16 protein-coding genes are annotated in these 14,824 nt (G+C 59.5%); 15 read left to right on the top strand and 1 reads right to left on the bottom strand.

The window, feature by feature from the left end:
• Positions 1-13: 13 nt before the first annotated feature.
• The 9 genes from NPS47_RS00960 to NPS47_RS00920 all read left to right on the top strand — a co-directional run bounded on the left by NPS47_RS00960 (position 14) and on the right by NPS47_RS00920 (position 7,254).
• Positions 14-667, top strand: coding sequence for a phage tail protein (locus tag NPS47_RS00960; protein WP_274293261.1), 654 nt, complete (start codon positions 14-16; stop codon positions 665-667).
• 9 nt (positions 668-676) lie between these two features.
• Positions 677-1,060, top strand: a complete 384-nt coding sequence (locus tag NPS47_RS00955; protein WP_274293260.1) for a phage tail assembly chaperone — start codon at positions 677-679, stop codon at positions 1,058-1,060.
• A gap of 53 nt (positions 1,061-1,113) precedes the next feature.
• Complete coding sequence (locus NPS47_RS00950; RefSeq protein ID WP_274293259.1) at positions 1,114-1,374, top strand: DUF1799 domain-containing protein; 261 nt, start codon at positions 1,114-1,116, stop codon at positions 1,372-1,374.
• A gap of 3 nt (positions 1,375-1,377) precedes the next feature.
• Positions 1,378-4,734, top strand: a complete 3,357-nt coding sequence (locus NPS47_RS00945) for a phage tail tape measure protein (protein WP_274293258.1) — start codon at positions 1,378-1,380, stop codon at positions 4,732-4,734.
• The gene (locus NPS47_RS00940; RefSeq protein WP_274293257.1) at positions 4,734-5,072 is read left to right on the top strand and encodes a phage tail protein; all 339 of its coding nucleotides are present in this window, start codon (positions 4,734-4,736) and stop codon (positions 5,070-5,072) included. The genes NPS47_RS00945 and NPS47_RS00940 overlap by 1 nt, the downstream gene beginning before the upstream one ends.
• 9 nt (positions 5,073-5,081) lie before the next feature.
• A complete protein-coding gene (locus tag NPS47_RS00935) occupies positions 5,082-5,831 on the top strand; it encodes a phage minor tail protein L (protein ID WP_274293256.1) in 750 nt (249 codons plus the stop codon).
• A gap of 2 nt (positions 5,832-5,833) precedes the next feature.
• Entirely contained in the window at positions 5,834-6,589 is a 756-nt protein-coding gene (locus NPS47_RS00930; protein WP_274293255.1) for a C40 family peptidase, read from the top strand.
• 176 nt (positions 6,590-6,765) lie between these two features.
• The gene (locus NPS47_RS00925; protein WP_274293254.1) at positions 6,766-6,933 is read left to right on the top strand and encodes a hypothetical protein; all 168 of its coding nucleotides are present in this window, start codon (positions 6,766-6,768) and stop codon (positions 6,931-6,933) included.
• Entirely contained in the window at positions 6,934-7,254 is a 321-nt protein-coding gene (locus NPS47_RS00920) for a hypothetical protein (protein ID WP_274293253.1), read from the top strand. It abuts the gene before it with no gap.
• A gap of 92 nt (positions 7,255-7,346) precedes the next feature.
• On the opposite strand, the gene NPS47_RS00915 is transcribed toward NPS47_RS00920, so the two are convergent.
• Positions 7,347-7,646: an Arc family DNA-binding protein gene (locus NPS47_RS00915; protein ID WP_274293252.1), complete on the bottom strand. Its 300-nt coding sequence runs from the start codon at positions 7,644-7,646 to the stop codon at positions 7,347-7,349.
• Between the two features lie 63 nt (positions 7,647-7,709).
• Between NPS47_RS00915 and NPS47_RS00910 the strand changes: the two genes are divergently transcribed.
• From NPS47_RS00910 to NPS47_RS00885, 6 genes are all read left to right on the top strand, one after another.
• The gene (locus NPS47_RS00910) at positions 7,710-7,865 is read left to right on the top strand and encodes an Arc family DNA-binding protein (protein WP_274293251.1); all 156 of its coding nucleotides are present in this window, start codon (positions 7,710-7,712) and stop codon (positions 7,863-7,865) included.
• Complete coding sequence (locus tag NPS47_RS00905; protein ID WP_274293250.1) at positions 7,852-8,865, top strand: BRO-N domain-containing protein; 1,014 nt, start codon at positions 7,852-7,854, stop codon at positions 8,863-8,865. Before NPS47_RS00910 ends, NPS47_RS00905 begins: the two co-directional genes overlap by 14 nt.
• Positions 8,862-9,668, top strand: coding sequence for a KilA-N domain-containing protein (locus tag NPS47_RS00900; protein ID WP_274293249.1), 807 nt, complete (start codon positions 8,862-8,864; stop codon positions 9,666-9,668). The genes NPS47_RS00905 and NPS47_RS00900 overlap by 4 nt, the downstream gene beginning before the upstream one ends.
• Before the next feature lie 132 nt (positions 9,669-9,800).
• Entirely contained in the window at positions 9,801-10,274 is a 474-nt protein-coding gene (locus tag NPS47_RS00895) for a superinfection immunity protein (RefSeq protein ID WP_274293248.1), read from the top strand.
• 393 nt (positions 10,275-10,667) lie between these two features.
• The gene (locus NPS47_RS00890; protein WP_274293247.1) at positions 10,668-11,252 is read left to right on the top strand and encodes a tail assembly protein; all 585 of its coding nucleotides are present in this window, start codon (positions 10,668-10,670) and stop codon (positions 11,250-11,252) included.
• 56 nt (positions 11,253-11,308) lie between these two features.
• Positions 11,309-14,821, top strand: coding sequence for a host specificity protein J (locus NPS47_RS00885; protein ID WP_274293246.1), 3,513 nt, complete (start codon positions 11,309-11,311; stop codon positions 14,819-14,821).
• The last annotated feature ends 3 nt before the right edge of the window (positions 14,822-14,824 follow it).

Below are 14,824 nucleotides of genomic sequence, written 5' to 3'. Positions count from 1 at the left end.
AGAGGAAAACACCATGGCCGCACGCATTCCGCTGCCCAACGGCTCCGTTGTCGAGATCGCTTCTGTGCTCGGCACTGCAGTCCCTTTCACAGCCCTGACCAACGCTAAGCCACCGGTGGCTGCCTCGGTCGGGCACGGCATCGACGCTGGCGATATCTTGCTGATCAACTCAGGCTGGGCTCTGATCAACGATCGCGCCGTCAAGGCATCCGGTGTTACCACCGACGCATTCTCGCTGGACGGTCTCGATACCACCAACGAAGAACGCTTTACCGCCGGCGCAGGGGCAGGGGTTGTCGTGCCGGTTTCTGGCTGGACTCAGATCTCCAAGGTCACCGCCTTTGCAGTGTCCGGTGGTGAACAGCAGTTCCTCACTGTCGGTTATCTGGAGAACGACGACGACCTTCAGTTTCCCACCAACCGCAACCCGATCAGTGTTTCGATCACTGTCGAGGATCAGCCTGAGGCCGGGTATGTCGGCGTGGTTGAGGGGTATGACGACTCCAAGGAGCTTGCGGTTGTCCGCCTGAAGCTGCCTGGCAATCGCCAGATCTTGATGCCCGGCTACGTGAGCATCACCAGCACCCCGACCATGGACCGTAACCAGCTGATGACCCGCACCATCAGCATCGGCCTGTCCGGTCGCCCGACCCGCTACAACGCCTAAGGGGGATCCATGGCGAAGATCAAAATCGCGCAGAACCCAACGTTCGGCGCCGCGGTACAGCTTCCACGGGTCGGCTCCGACCCGGTGGAGGTTGGTTTCGAGTTCCGTTACCTGGACCGTATTGCGCTGGCCGAGATGTTCGACCGCTGGAACAAGGCGCGTGATGCCTGGGCGGACACGGCGAAGCAAGAGGGTGTCAGCTGGAAAGACGCTACCGCCGCCGAGATCGGGCTTCAGGCTGAGCAATTGAAGGACATCGTGGTCGGCTGGGACCTCGATGACGAGTTCAGCGACGACGCCATTCTCGACCTGGTGCGAACCTGCACTGGCGCGCCAAAAGCTGTCATCGACGCGTTCCAGAACGCATACAGCCCGGCCCGCCTGGGAAACTGAAGAGCGCGGCCAGGGCTATCTACGAGCAGGGGGCCTCCGAAGGGCAGTTGGCGATGCTCGGCCTGAGCCGCGCCGACCTTCCTGAAGAAGAGGTAGAGGTCTGGCCGGACGCCTGGCCAGCCTTCCGCTTGTTCGAGGCAATGTCCACCCAGTGGCGGACGGGTATGGGCGGTGCTTCGGGCCTTGATTACTCAATCATCCCAGCCACCGCGGCGATGCTCGGCATCAAGCGCCGCGACCTGCCCGATATTTTTCCCGACCTCCGCGTAATGGAGGCCGAGGCCTTGGCCGTCATGGCCGAATCCGTGGAGTAGATCATGACCACCATTGCCGAACTCGGGATCAAGGTTGATTCCGGCAATGCTGTCGAGGCTGCAAGCGACCTCGACAAGCTGGCAGACGCTGGCAAGCGTAGCGAGGAATCGGCGGGCAAGACCGGGCGTGCCTGGGAATCAGCGCTGAGCGGGATGCAGGGCGATACCCGGCAGATTGTTCAGGAATTGCAGGCCCTGAACGCCAAGCAGGCTGAGCTGGCACAGCAGATGATCACGGTCGGCCGTGCCGTGACCATCGCCGCGGCGGGCATGACTGCATTCAAAACCGGGGCTGAGCAGGCCGGGCAAGCCCAGGCCGCGCTGACGACTGCCACTGATGCAGGCGCTCAGGCAAGCCGCCGTGCTGCAGAAACTGCTGACGAGCAGCAGGCTCGGCTGTTGACCATGGCACGGGCATCGCTGGAGGCGAGTGAGTACGTTCAATCGCTGAACCGTGCAACCGCTCAAACCGCCGAAGTTACCAGCCAGGCGAATGCCGTGCTGTCGGATAACGCCGGCCGGCAGGCCGCCATCAACACCCGCGCTCAAGCTTTGCTGGCAACAGAAGAGCGCCTGGCCGGATCCGCCAAGACCGCAGCCGCCGCCCAGCGCGATCAGGGCCAGGCTCTCGATGACCTGCTCGGTAAAATCGACCCTACTGTCGCAGCCATGAGCCGTCTGGATCAGATGGAGCAGAAGCTGCAGGGGTTCAAAGCCAGCGGTGCCCTCGACCCTGATACTTTCGCTGAGTACAAGGGGAAGGTTGACCAGGCGAGGGCTGCCCTGGGCAGTGCGGATGCCGCGCTGAGCAGTACTGGCATGACTGCAAAGGCTACCGCTGCAGCGCTGCGAGGTGTGCCGGCTCAGTTCACTGATATTTTCACGTCGATCGTCGCTGGTCAGCCGATCATGATGGTTGCCTTGCAACAGGGCGGGCAGCTCAAGGACATGTTCGGCGGGCTTGGCCCGGCAGCGCGCGCCTTGGGCGGCTACATCCTTGGCCTGATCAACCCCTTTACCGTGTCGGCTGCTGCCGCAGTGACGCTGGGGTACGCCTTTTACAAAGGTTCCGAAGAGGCATACGCCTACAGCGACGCCCTGATCTTGACGGGTAATTCCGCTGGGCTGACTGCCGACCAGCTGGGCAGTATGGCCAAGCAGGTGAGTTCGACTGTTGGCACAACCGGGGCAGCTGCATCAGTTCTGGCGAGCCTGGCCGGTAGCGGCAAGATAGCTGGCGACAGCTTCATGGACGTGGCCCAAGCAGCCGTATCGATGGAGGAGGCTACAGGCAAGGCGGTTTCCGACACCATTGCCGAGTTCGTCAAGTTGGCGGACGACCCAGTCAAAGCCTCGGTAGCGTTGAACACCCAGTACAACTACCTGACGAGTTCGGTCTACTCGCAGATCGCCGCACTCGAGCAGCAGGGGAAGCACGCAGACGCCGTCAAGCTCGCCACCGAAGCCTTCGCGGACGCTATCAACGAGCGCACCCCGAAGATCATCGAGAACCTGAGTTGGTGGGAGCGCGGTTACAACGCGGTCGCCAAGGCTGCCGATCAGTTGAAAAACATTGGTCGGGAGAGCATCGATGACGATATCCGTCAGGCCGAGATCAACTTGGCCGGTGCAGAGCGTGGCGATGTTGGGGCCTTCCAGAACCGCGACACCATGGTCGAGTTTTACACCGATCAGCTCCAGTTCTTGAAGGACAAGAAAGCAGCCCAGGAGGAAATCGCTGCATTCGATCGCCAGGAGGCGGAAGCCAACGAGAAGACCATCAAGGCCATGGCCAAGGTCGATGCCCTGGAGAAGTCAGCCTGGACCAACTCTAAGAAACGCAGCGAGGCGCTCAAGGAGTACGAGCGCTCCCTGGATATCATCAGAAAGAAGGATCCAGCCGACACGCGACTCAATCCTGAGGCTGTCGCAAGGGTTCGCAGCAACATCGCCGAGCAGTACAAGGACCCAGTCGGGCGCACTGGTGCTGTTGACCTCTCCGGCTTCAATACGCAGAAGAACGCCCTCAACTCCATCCTGGCTGAGTACAAGAACAACCAGAAGGAGCTGGATGCAGCCCAGAAGGCCGGAATTATCTCCCAGGAGTCGTACGCGGCCCAGCGCGCAGCCATCATTGAGCAACAGAAGGGCGAGGTGACCAACGCCTACCAGGCGGAGATCGCGGCGCTCGAAGCTGCCAAGGGTAAGGCCGACACCACGGCTGCCCAGCGGGTCCAGTTGGACCAGAAGATCGCCGATGCCCGGGCCAACATGGTCAAGGCGCAGAAGGACGCCGATTCAGAATTGGCCGTGCTGGCCACGAACGAGGAGGGCCGACTGCGCAAGCAAGCCCAGGCGGTGCAGACCTACACCAGCGCGCTGGACCAGCAGGTGAAGGCGCTGCGCTTACAGGGACAGCGATCTGCCGAAGGTCTCGGCTTGGGCGACCGGCAGCGCGACCTACAAGACCAGCAAAACGGTATCACCGACCGGATCAATCAGCAGAAGCTGGACCTGGCCAACCAGTACGGTGACGGCTCCCGCGGCATGAGCCTCGATGAGTACAACCAGAAGCTGGCGGCGCTCGACAGGACCCAGCGCGACCTGCAGGAAACTGCGATCGCCAACTACAACGATATGACTGCTGCTCAGGGCAGTTGGAGCGCCGGCGCTTCGTCGGCCTTCCAGAACTACCTGGAGTCGGCTCGTAATGTCGCCGGCCAGGCCAAGAGCCTGTTCACCAACGCCTTCAGCTCGATGGAAGACTCTGTCGTTAACTTCGCCATCACGGGGAAAGGCTCGTTTGCAGATTTCACCAAGTCGATCCTGGCGGACATGGCACGGATCGCCACACGGCAGGCTGCCTCAGGGCTGCTGTCGAGCTTTGCCGGCAGTGCGTTGGGCGCCTGGTTCAGTGGCGGAAGCGCACCTACCTCAGCGGGCTCCACTCAGGCCGGCTACAGCCCGCAGATCATGGACAGCTTTGTCTCTGGTCAGCGTGCCGCTGGCGGCCCGGTGGCGGCGAACTCGCTCTACCAGGTCAACGAGCTGGGCCCTGAGCTGCTGAATCAGGGAGGTAAGACTTACCTGATGATGGGGGCCGAGGGCGGCACGATCACGCCGCTGGGGGCCGGGCCAGTATCCGCTGCGGCGGCAGGAGCGGCGGGTGGATCGACGATCCAGATCAACGCACCGGTGAGTGTCGCTGTACCAGACCGCAGTGGCGAAGGCATGGAACTGGATCAGGAATTGTTGCAGCAGAACATGCAGAAGCAGATGAAGACCGCTGCTGAGCGCGCTGTGGCCGAGTCCTGGCGTCCTGGCGGCATTAGCTACCGAAATGCAACCGTGAGGCGCTGATGGCTATCGAGACTTTCAACTGGGCGACTGAGCGCGGTGAGAAGCCTGAAATCAAATATCGGGTAAGGGAGTCGCGATTCGGCGGTGGGTACAAGCAAGCCGTCGGCGATGGACCAAACAACAAGGAAGACTCCTACCCGGTCACGATCACCGGGCCCAAGCAGAAGGCCTCGGCAGTAATGGATTTCTTTGACCGTCACGCTGGCACAAAGGCATTCCTTTGGACCACTCCTATGGGGCAGTTGGGGCTGTTTACCTGCAATGACCCAGCGCCCACCCCGGTCGGCGGAGGGGTCTTCAAGATCACCGCCACGTTCGAGCGATCATTCCACCCGTAGGAAATCACCATGTCACTTATCAGCGATATCCAGACGCTTGCGCCTGGTAGTGAAGTGCTGCTGTTCGAATTGGATGGCTCGGACTTCGGTGCCGGCATTCTCCGCTTTCATGGGCATGCGATCCCGCACACCCCTGAAGAGTTGGTCGTGGCTGGCCTCGATGCTGATCAGCTGCCGGCCAAGTCAATCTGGTGGCAAGGCAATGAGTATGGTGCCTGGCCTATGCAGATCGAGGGCATCGAAGCCAACTCTGATGGTACTGCGGTGCGACCTGTGCTTTCGGTTGGCAACGTCAATGGTCGCATTACTGCGCTGTGCCTTGCCTTCGAAAACCTCGTCGAGTTCAAGCTGACCATCCGGCAGACGCTGGGCCGGTACCTGGACGCTGAGAACTTTCCCGGAGGCAACCCCGAAGCTGACCCCACCGAGGAAGCGATCGAGGTCTGGTATATCGACCAGAAGATCAGCGAGAACGGCACCATGGTGGTGTGGGAGCTGGCAAGCCCGGGGGATGTCGGCGGCGAGACGATAGGGCGCCAGATGACAACGCTGTGCCATGAGGCGATGACCGGCGGCTATCGCGGTCCTGTCTGTGGTTACACCGGGCCCTACTTCGATGAAGAGGGCAACCCTACCGATGATCCGGTGAAGGACGTGTGTAGTGGTTGTCTTGGAACAGGCTGCGAAGCGCGTTGGGGCGCCGAGAACGAGCTTCCGTTCGTGGGGTTCCCTGGCGTTTCTCTCATCGCACGGAGCTGACCATGCGTAAACACATCCTGACCGCCGTGCAAGCGCACGCCGCGGCTGAGTACCCGCGCGAGTGCTGCGGTCTGATCCTGGCCATCGGCCGCAAACAGATCTACGTGCCATGCACCAATACCGCGAGCGACCCGGGTGAAGAGTTCCGGATCGCGCCGGAGGAGTACGCTGCAGCGGAAGACCGGGGCGAGGTGATCGGCATCGTCCACTCCCACCCTGACGCTACCAGCCGGCCGTCACCGCGCGACCTGGCCATGTGCGAAGCCACGGCACTGCCCTGGCACATTCTGTCCTGGCCTGAGGGTGATCTACGCACCATCACCCCAAGCGGCAGCACCCCGCTGCTCAGTCGACCATTCGTGCATGGCGCCTGGGACTGCTGGCAGGTCTGCGCGGACTGGTATCAGCGGGAGTGGGGGCTGGAGTTCCCGGTCTACGCCCGGGAGGATGGGTGGTGGGAGCAGGCGGCCGGGCCCAGTCTGTACGAGCAGGCCTATGAGGCAGCGGGGTTCTACCAGGTCGACCGCCCACAGCGCGGCGACATGATCGTCATGGAGGTGGGGCGTACGGAGCACCCGAACCATGCCGGGATTTACCTGGGCACCGACCCGGAACTGCCTGATGAACAGGTCCAAGTGTTCGGCCAGGGCCCGTTCCTGCTGCACCACCTGTACAGCAAGCCATCAGAAATCATCGTGTTTGGCGGGCCTTGGCTCGACCGTACGCGCCTTGTGTTGCGTCATCGAGACGCGAAGTGAAGCGGCGAGGCCGCAGGGGGCGTCGGCGAATGCAGTCGTTACGACGCAGCTTGCGAAATCAAAACGCCAGTTTTCTCATGTGGTTCGATTGATCAAATATGAGCAATGCTTATACACTTGCGTATATAGCTGGCTGCTAAATGGTCAGTAATCGATCAAACCGCATAGGAGTGCGAATGAAAAAGCTCAGTTTCAAAACCGTGCGACTGGTGCTTTCGGGTGCGTTGCTTGGCGTTGCTGCAGCTAATGCATTCTTCGGCGTGAATTTTCCTGGTGAAATCGTAGCAGGGTTCGTGGGTGCTGGTGGCGCGCTTGCCCTGATGAAGCTGACTGCGATCGTTTAAGTGTACACCGTACTAGGCCAGACCCTCAGCTTTGAGGGGGTGACCATCATTCTTGCTGGCGCATGCGTGGTGGTCAATGCGATTCAGCAGTTGGTGCACAAGCGATCGCTACGAGCAGAGCAGCTCGTGATGGCGCTGTTGAACGGTGCATCTATCTTCCCGTTCTACGCGATGATAGGAGCAGTTTTCTCTGAGGAGCTACGTACGGCTACTTCTGCTGCTACAGGTTCTCTTGCTCTTGCCGGCGGTGTGGGATTGCTGTTCGTGGGCGGCGAGGTGTGCTCACCGTCTGGCCTAAAAAAGACTGCGACCGCAGATTAGACGATCAGAACTGAAGCCCAGCCCCGCGCTGGGCTTTTTGCATCTGGTGGGCAAGAAAAAGCCCGCCGAGGCGGGCTTCTCAAAACTCAAACCTACTTCTTCTGTTCTTCGCGCTCCTCGCGGAGAAGCCGAACCTGTTCGGCCAATTCACCGATGATGCGGAACATTTCCTTGGGTGCCGGCCCAGAGTACAAGGTCCTTTCGGTGCCATCCTCCGAAACTGAGATGCCATGCAGCGGCCTATCCACGTTTGTCAGCGGGCTGAAGCTAGCCTCCAGGCGAGCAACCAGCTCCGCGTTCACGGATCGTCGGTTTTCATCGGATGCCGCCTTCAACTGCTCATAGAGCGGATACGGGAGGCGAAATTGGGAGCGGTATATATCGTCAGTCATGTCACTATGTTGACACTACGAGGGCTGGTTCGTATAGTGACGGTGAGTCACTAAGGAGGCACTATGGAGGCACTATCTAGAACACAAGTACGCTTTCCAGGAGATCTGATGGTTTGGGTCAAGCAGCAGGCAAAAGAGCAAGGTCGATCCATGAATGCCCAACTGGTCGAAATCATCAAACAAGCCAAAGGAGAGGTCAGCCCCAATGAGCGCAAATGAAAAAGCCCCAGTCGTTGCAGCGACCAGGGCTTTGGATATCAACGCGGTTAACATTCAGGAAAACAACGTTATGGCGAATAATAGCACAAACGTAATCCCGTTCAATTTCGGCAAGCAGCAGGTTCGCACTCTTCTGGTGGATGGTGAGCCATGGTTCGTCGCTGCCGACATTTCGACCGCCCTGCAGTACCGCGACTCTTTCAATATGTGCCGCAATCTCGACGAGGACGAAAAGGGTACTCAAATTGTGAGTACCCTTGGTGGAGCCCAGGAAATGCTGGCTATCAACGAGTCCGGTCTGTACTCGGCTATCCTGCGCAGTCGCAAGCACGAGGCCAAACGCTTTAAGAAATGGGTCACAGCAGAGGTCTTGCCTGCGATCCGTAAGCAAGGTCGCTACGAGGATACCCGGGTCAAAATGCCAACCCTCATAGACGAGCTGATCGGCATGAGCGAGTTGAGCGTCATTAAGGGCCTCATCAGGGACAAGGGGAAGGCTGTAGCAGCAGACAAACGTCAAAGCTTCGCGCTGACCATGCACAATCGTCTGCATACCCGCTTCAATGTGCCGCGCACCGAACTGATCCCAGCTGGCCAGTTCGAAGCCGCTTGCAACTTCATCGCGGCCTACAGCGTGCTGGAGGGCGAGTTCATAGCCAAGGAGCCGCCACTGCTTCAGCTTCCGCTGAACATTCACTATCCGATTGAAGCCTTGGCAGCTCTGCGCGATGGAATGCTGACCGTGCGGAACGACAAGCAGGCATGGCTGGACGTCACGCTTCAAGACCTCCGTGACAGTCGTGATGTACGCACTCCGCTGGAAAGCCTGCTATGGGAACTTGAAAAGGCCGGGTTCGACATACGCGGCGCCTGGTGGGAGCTTCGCACCTATCGCAACAAGCTGCGCGAAATCACTTCGTTCGTGACTGGGATGGGGCGTGTCGTCGAAGAACCCCAGCGTTATGCGGTGGATGCACCCCAGGGGAGGGCAGCAGCATGAGTGCGCTGATGATCGCAGGTATCGAGATCCATCAAGACCAGGACGGCCGCTTCAGTCTGAACGACTTCCATAAGGCTGCAGGTGGCGAGAATCGACACAAGCCATCGCTGTGGACCGAGAATCAGCAGGCTCAAGAGCTGATTGAGGAAATTGGCAAAGCAGGAATTCCTGCTTTGAGGATTGTTCGGGGTGGCCGTTCGCCTGGGACTTATGCTTGCAAGGAGGTGGTCTACGCCTATGCGATGTGGGTTAGCCCAACCTTCAGTCTGCATGTGATCCGCACATTCGATTCAGAAGCTGCCAATGACGCTAGCATCCCGCAGGAGAGACGGCTTCCAATTGCTGCCGACAACCTAGACGCAGCCAAGCGAATCGCGGAAAGCTTCGGCCTGGAAGGTAATCAGGCCCTATTGAGTGCCAACAGCATGGTCCGCTCAGCTATTGGAATCGACCTGATGGAAATGGCCGGTGTGAAGCGCCTGGTAAACGAATCACAGGAACTGAACTTCACGCCGACTGAGCTTGGAGCAAAGTTTGGCATGAGCGCGATCAGCATGAATAAACTGCTGGCCGAATGCGGCCTTCAGCATCAGGTGATCTATAAGCCCGGCCAGAAACGCTGGGAAGTTACGCCCGACGGCAAGCTGTTTGCGGTCATCACCGACACCGGAAAGAAACATAGCGACGGGAAGCCTGTTCAGCAGCTCCTCTGGAAGGAGTCAGTGCAAGAAATGCTCGCTCGGCTTGCTGAAAAGCTTCGGTCTGCTACTCCAGCGGTAATTGCTGGCGGTGTCACTCGGTAATTTTAAAAGTGATCCTGAGCCACAATTAAACACCTGCCATGCTTCCACCCCGCCCATGCGGGGTTTTGGCGCTGCTATTTTTGTAGCTGATTCGGATGGTGATAGCATCCCGTCACCAGTCATGGATGAGCCATGACCCTTGAGCAAGGAGTTCAGATGTTCGTCGTCAGGCTAGTCGTTTTGGGGTTTCTCGCCTTCTATAGCTACTCGATGGGGATGGAGCGCGGCGGACTCAATGCATTCGGCAATTTAGTTGTGTTTAGCGGGATAGTGTTCATCCCAGCTTTCTACATGCTTCCAACGATTGAGGCGTGGCTGCGCAAGAGCAACAATCTACCGGCGATCGCCGCAGTCAATTTCTTCCTGGGGTGGAGTCTTCTTGGCTGGGTGGCTGCCTTGGTATGGGCGTTCAAGAGGCCGACACCAGTGGAGTTCGCTGAGGCATCCGGCATTCCTCGTTCCAAACCTGTTGCTGAATCAGATGTTTCGAGCGTTGCGAAACCTAAGAAAGACTGTCCGCTCTGTGGTGAGGAGATTCTTGCCGTTGCCATTAAGTGCAAGCATTGCGGTAGTAATCTTTCCGAACCTACCGGAGGCGCTATATGAGAGCGCTGATTTTGGTTGCCGGGCTGGCGTTGCTGGCGGGGTGTGTGTCTACTGCTGACCTGGAGCAGAACAAGCCGAGCATCGCTTCCAGCACTGCGAAAGATCCAAAGCGGTACGCGCTATGCGTTTTCCCTAAATGGCAGGCGTCTCGCACAGACGCTTCGATGGCCGAAACAGAGGATGGTTATCGACTGTGGGTAGCGGGTAATAACATGGCCGACGAATTACTCGATATCAGGAGGACCGCTTCGGGCAGCTCAGTTACCCTTCGGCAGCGAATGGCGTGGTCTGCAATGCCAGGTCGCAGCGGAATAGAGGCGGCCGTTCGATCCTGCCTCTAAGAAGATTTTCTATAGCCGCCTTCGGGCGGCTTTTTATTGCCCGGAGAAAAGTATGGCGACGACTGCAGCGCACTATGAATCCATGACCACCATCAAGCTGTCCGGCTCGCTGGCGAGAAAGTTTGGCCGGCTGCACCGACGCCTGCTCGACTCTGGTCGATCCTGGGAGGTCTTTAAAGCCCTGAAGAGCACGCTTGAAGGGTTCGAAGAGGAGATCCGAAGGCTCGATGGTTTGGGGATGAGGTTTGCGATCTTTCGGAATGGGAAAAACACCGGGGCTAAGGGCTTTGACCTGGCTGGTACCAGGGAGGTCCGGATAGTCCCAGTTGTTGAAGGTAGTAAACGCGGCGGCGTTCTCCAGACAATCGTCGGTGCGGTTCTGTTGGTTGCAAGTATCTGGTTTCCAGCCTTAGCGCCTGCTGGTGTGGCTATGGTCGCTGGCGGGGTAATCCAGATGCTGAGCCCCCAGGCCAAAGGTCTGTCACAAAGCGCAGCGCCAGAAAACTTACCGTCCTACGCCTTCGGCAGCGCCAAGAACACCACTGCCAGCGGTAACCCGGTGCCGATCTGCATCGGTGAGCGCCGGTGGGGCGGTGCGATCATCTCGGCATCAATCTACGCCGAGGACAAGACATAGCGTGAACGAGTAGAGCAGGCCGCCTTCGGGCGGTTTTTTATTGCCTGGAGGAAAGCATGGGCGCAGCACAATACCTGGATATCCAAGGCGCCAAGGGCGGCGGGAGCAAACCGAAGCAGCCGACCGAAGCGCCGGACAGCCTGCAGTCGACGAACTTGGCGAAGATCCTGATTGCAGTGGGTGAAGGGGAGTTTGAAGGCACGCCGAACGCCAAGGATATCTACCTCGACAACACGCCCATTCAGGACTCCAGTGGCAACATCAATTTCCCGAATGTGAAGTGGGACTGGCGGCCCGGCAGCATTGAGCAGGCCTATATTCCGGGTATCCCAGCGATCGAGAACGAGACCACAGTTAACGTCGAGTTGCGCAGCGATAACCCGTGGTCCCGGGCGCTCAGCAACATCCAGCTATCTGCAGTGCGCTTGCGCTTCAGCTGGCCGCGCTTGGCCAGTCAAGACCGTAGCGGTAACACCAATGGCTACCGCATCGAGTATGCCATTGATGTCGCCACCGACGGCGGCGCCTATCAGCAGGTGCAGCTGGGCGCGGTGGATGGTAAGACCACCAACGGTTACCAACGCTCTGTGCGCGTGGACCTGCCGAAAGCCACCAGCGGCTGGATGATCCGCGTCCGGCGGATCACCCCGAACCAGAACTCGGGCACCGTCGCCGACACGATGACCATCGCCGGCTACACCGAGATCATTGACCGCAAGCTGCGTTACCCGAACACCGCGTTACTTTACATCGAGTTCGACGCCCAGCAGTTCCAGAACATCCCCGCCGTCACGGTCAAGTGCAAGGCCCGGAGGTGGCCGGTACCGGCTAACTATGATCCGTTGACCCGGACCTACACCGGCGTTTGGGATGGCACCTTCAAGCAGGCCTGGACCAATAATCCAGCATTCGTAACCTATGGTCTGTGTGTCGAGGATCGCTTTGGTCTGGGCAAGCGCATCAAGCCCTGGATGGTCGACAAGTGGGAGATGTACCGGATCGCTCAGTACTGCGACCAGTTGGTACCCGACGGCATTGGTGGTCAGGAACCGCGGTTCCTGTGCGATATGAACCTGCAAGGCCGGGCCGAGGCCTGGACGCTGCTGCGCGACCTGTCGGCGATCTACCGGGGCATGGTCTATTGGGCCCAGGGTTCGCTGTTCATGCAGGCCGACATGCCGCGCTCGCAGGACATCGACTATGTCTTCACCCGATCCAACGTGATCGACGGCGAGTTCACCTATGGTGGCGCTGAGAAGAACACCCACTACAGCCGGGCCCTGGTTAGCTACGACAACCCGGCCAACAACTACGACACCGACGTAATCCCGGTCACCGACTTGGCCCTGCAGCGCCGGTACCGTGATCGGCCGATCGAGATCTCGGCCATCGGTTGCACCCGGGCATCAGAAGCCCAGCGCCGGGGTAAGTGGATTCTGCTCAGCAACGATCAAGACCGCACTGTGACCTTCAGGACTGGCATGGAGGGGCGCATTCCGCTGCCTGGTTACGTGATTCCTGTGGCTGATGAGTTGATCGCAGGGCGCCCGAACGGAGGCCGAATTGCCGCTGCAGCGGGCAGAGTCGTCACACTTGACCGCGATACGCAGATCAAGGCCGGCGACCGCCTAATCATCAACCTGCCCAACGGTCGTGCCCAGGGCCGCACTGTCGCGTCGGTCAATGGCCGTGCGGTTACGGTAACCACGGCCTATAGCGTGGCGCCGGAACCAGAGCTGCAGTGGGCAATCGATGCAGACGATCTAGCTATCCAGCTGTTCCGCGTGCTCAGGACGGCGCGCACCACCGAGGGTGACTACGAGATCACTGCGCTCGAGTTCAACCCAAGTAAGTTCGCCCACATCGATACCGGCGCCCGCCTGGAAGAGCGGCCGATCAGCGTGATCCCGATCACCGTCGTTCCGCCACCGGTGAGCGTGACCCTGACCTCGAACTACGCCGTGGACCAGGGTATCGCGGTCAGCACCATGACTATCGCCTGGCCAGCCGTGAACGGCGCTGTGGCCTACGACGTGGAGTGGCGCAAGGACAACGGCAACTGGATCAAGCTGCAGCGCGCCGGGTCGACTTCAGTCGATGTGACCGGGATTTACGCCGGCGCGTACCTGGCCCGGGTGCGGGCGGTGAGCGCCTTCGACATCTCGTCGGTGTGGAAGAGTTCGAACCTCACCCAGCTTACCGGTAAGGCTGGCCTGCCACCGGCGGTGACGTTCCTCACGGCCACCAGCGAACTCTTTGCCATTGGCCTGAAGTGGGGCTTCCCTGCTGGCGCCGAGGACACCCAGCGCACGGAAATTTGGTACAGCCCGAGCAACAGCCTGGAGGCTGCCACAAAGCTCACCGATCTGGCCTACCCGCAGAGCGACTACAAGCTGCAGGGTCTGGCTGCTGGTGTGTCGTTCTTCTTCTGGGCACGCCTGGTGGATCGCACCGGCAACATCGGGCCGTGGTTTCCAGTGTCGCCGAATGCGGTGCAGGGAATATCCAGCACAGATGCTTCGCCGATTCTCGAGATGATCGCCGGGCAGATCGAGAAGGGGCATCTTGGCCCCGAACTTGGGAGGGAGATCGACGGGTTACAGGACCAGATCGACATGCTGGACGGCCTGAAGGCGTACAACCCGGACCAGGCCTACACCAAGGACCAGATGGTCGTCGTCGATGAGCGGATCTATCAGGCGGCCCGCGACGTGCCGGCTGACCCGGGTGGCGCTAACGCACCGCCCAACGTGGCGTTCTGGATCGACGCGGGGCAGTCCATTGAGGCGGCCAACGGCTTGGCCCAGCAGGTGCAGACCAACAAAGTCAAAATCGAGGAGGTTGACGGCAAGGTCACCTCTACGGCCGAAAGCGTGCAGGCCCTACGCGCCTCGTCGCGCGATGATGGTGCAGAAGGCGATCTCGCTGGCGCCCTGAAGCTTTGGGAATCGACGGCAGCTATCGCTAGGGAGCAGAAGGTTCGGACCACCGAGACAGAGGCGCTGGCTCGCAGCACGGAGACTCTGAACGCAAAGATTGGGCAGACCAACGCATCTGTTCAGCGAATGGACGAAGTTGTCGTTGGGCTTGATGGGAGAGTATCCGCAATCTCTTCATGGAAGACCGAGACCAACGTCAACGGTAAGAAGGTGGCCACCGGGATTATCCAGGGTAGTAATGGAGAGATCGGTGAGATCCTGCTGTCGGCACAGCGTGTGGCGATCATCAACGGTATCGATGGTGATGAGAGCAACTTGTTCGTGTTTCAGAACGGGCAGCTCTTTCTCAACCAGGCGTTCATCAATACGGCTTTCATCCAGCAAATCATCCTTGGCATGACGCTACGTTCGCAGGCGGTCGATTCGCAAGGGCGCCCGCTGATTGAGATGAACATGGTCAACGGTACGTTCACTGTGCGCGGACAGGACGCCAACGGCTCGACCTTGCTGAACAACGGAGGGCTTTATGTTTACGACGCAAACAATGTCGAGCGTACGGCGGTGGGGAGGTTGAATGGTCCGTATGTCTACAGCCTGAACTACATGAACAGCACCGGTATGTGGGAGTGAGCT

Origin of the sequence: Pseudomonas putida (assembly GCF_028682475.1) — a bacterium.
GTDB lineage: Bacteria > Pseudomonadota > Gammaproteobacteria > Pseudomonadales > Pseudomonadaceae > Aquipseudomonas > Aquipseudomonas putida_AG.
This window is presented reverse-complemented; position numbering and strand designations above follow the sequence as displayed.

Excerpts from the sequence above, each read along its gene's own strand:
- NPS47_RS00905 (WP_274293250.1), top strand. The coding sequence starts at position 7,852 with ATGAGCGCAAATGAAAAAGCCCCAGTCGTTGCAGCGACCAGGGCTTTG.
- NPS47_RS00945 (WP_274293258.1), top strand. The coding sequence starts at position 1,378 with ATGACCACCATTGCCGAACTCGGGATCAAGGTTGATTCCGGCAATGCT.
- NPS47_RS00890 (WP_274293247.1), top strand. The coding sequence starts at position 10,668 with ATGGCGACGACTGCAGCGCACTATGAATCCATGACCACCATCAAGCTG.
- NPS47_RS00960 (WP_274293261.1), top strand. The coding sequence starts at position 14 with ATGGCCGCACGCATTCCGCTGCCCAACGGCTCCGTTGTCGAGATCGCT.
- NPS47_RS00950 (WP_274293259.1), top strand. The coding sequence starts at position 1,114 with ATGCTCGGCCTGAGCCGCGCCGACCTTCCTGAAGAAGAGGTAGAGGTC.
- NPS47_RS00910 (WP_274293251.1), top strand. The coding sequence starts at position 7,710 with ATGGAGGCACTATCTAGAACACAAGTACGCTTTCCAGGAGATCTGATG.
- NPS47_RS00900 (WP_274293249.1), top strand. The coding sequence starts at position 8,862 with ATGAGTGCGCTGATGATCGCAGGTATCGAGATCCATCAAGACCAGGAC.
- NPS47_RS00930 (WP_274293255.1), top strand. The coding sequence starts at position 5,834 with ATGCGTAAACACATCCTGACCGCCGTGCAAGCGCACGCCGCGGCTGAG.
- NPS47_RS00925 (WP_274293254.1), top strand. The coding sequence starts at position 6,766 with ATGAAAAAGCTCAGTTTCAAAACCGTGCGACTGGTGCTTTCGGGTGCG.
- NPS47_RS00940 (WP_274293257.1), top strand. The coding sequence starts at position 4,734 with ATGGCTATCGAGACTTTCAACTGGGCGACTGAGCGCGGTGAGAAGCCT.
- NPS47_RS00955 (WP_274293260.1), top strand. The coding sequence starts at position 677 with ATGGCGAAGATCAAAATCGCGCAGAACCCAACGTTCGGCGCCGCGGTA.
- NPS47_RS00915 (WP_274293252.1), bottom strand. The coding sequence starts at position 7,646 with ATGACTGACGATATATACCGCTCCCAATTTCGCCTCCCGTATCCGCTC.
- NPS47_RS00935 (WP_274293256.1), top strand. The coding sequence starts at position 5,082 with ATGTCACTTATCAGCGATATCCAGACGCTTGCGCCTGGTAGTGAAGTG.
- NPS47_RS00895 (WP_274293248.1), top strand. The coding sequence starts at position 9,801 with ATGACCCTTGAGCAAGGAGTTCAGATGTTCGTCGTCAGGCTAGTCGTT.
- NPS47_RS00885 (WP_274293246.1), top strand. The coding sequence starts at position 11,309 with ATGGGCGCAGCACAATACCTGGATATCCAAGGCGCCAAGGGCGGCGGG.